This is a genomic window from Halomonas sp. SIMBA_159, from assembly GCF_046536035.1.
Lineage (GTDB): Bacteria > Pseudomonadota > Gammaproteobacteria > Pseudomonadales > Halomonadaceae > Vreelandella > Vreelandella venusta_A.
Genome location: NZ_JAWJBT010001808.1, coordinates 1 through 230 on the forward strand (window position 1 = coordinate 1; position 230 = coordinate 230).

The 230-nt window shown below is 49.6% G+C and carries 1 protein-coding gene; it reads left to right on the plus strand.

Annotated elements, in window-relative coordinates; genetic code table 11:
- A partial coding sequence (locus R0J87_RS25440) for a branched-chain amino acid transport system II carrier protein (protein WP_498889795.1) occupies positions 1-230 on the plus strand: 230 nt, incomplete at both ends.

Genomic DNA, 230 nt, shown 5'->3' on the forward strand with positions numbered 1-230 from the left:
CATATTGGCAATCGCAAAAGCCGGTGGTGACCTGCAATCGATCGCCGGACGGGTCCATCCGGTCTTTGGAATCATCTTCACGATGATCGTCTATTTGGCAATCGGGCCATTCTTTGGGATCCCCCGGAAAGCCACTGTCGCCTTTGAAATCGGAACCGCGCCTTTTTTGACTGCTCAAATGGCGTCATCGTTTTGGTCATTGTTTCTGTTTACCATCATTTTCTTCGTCA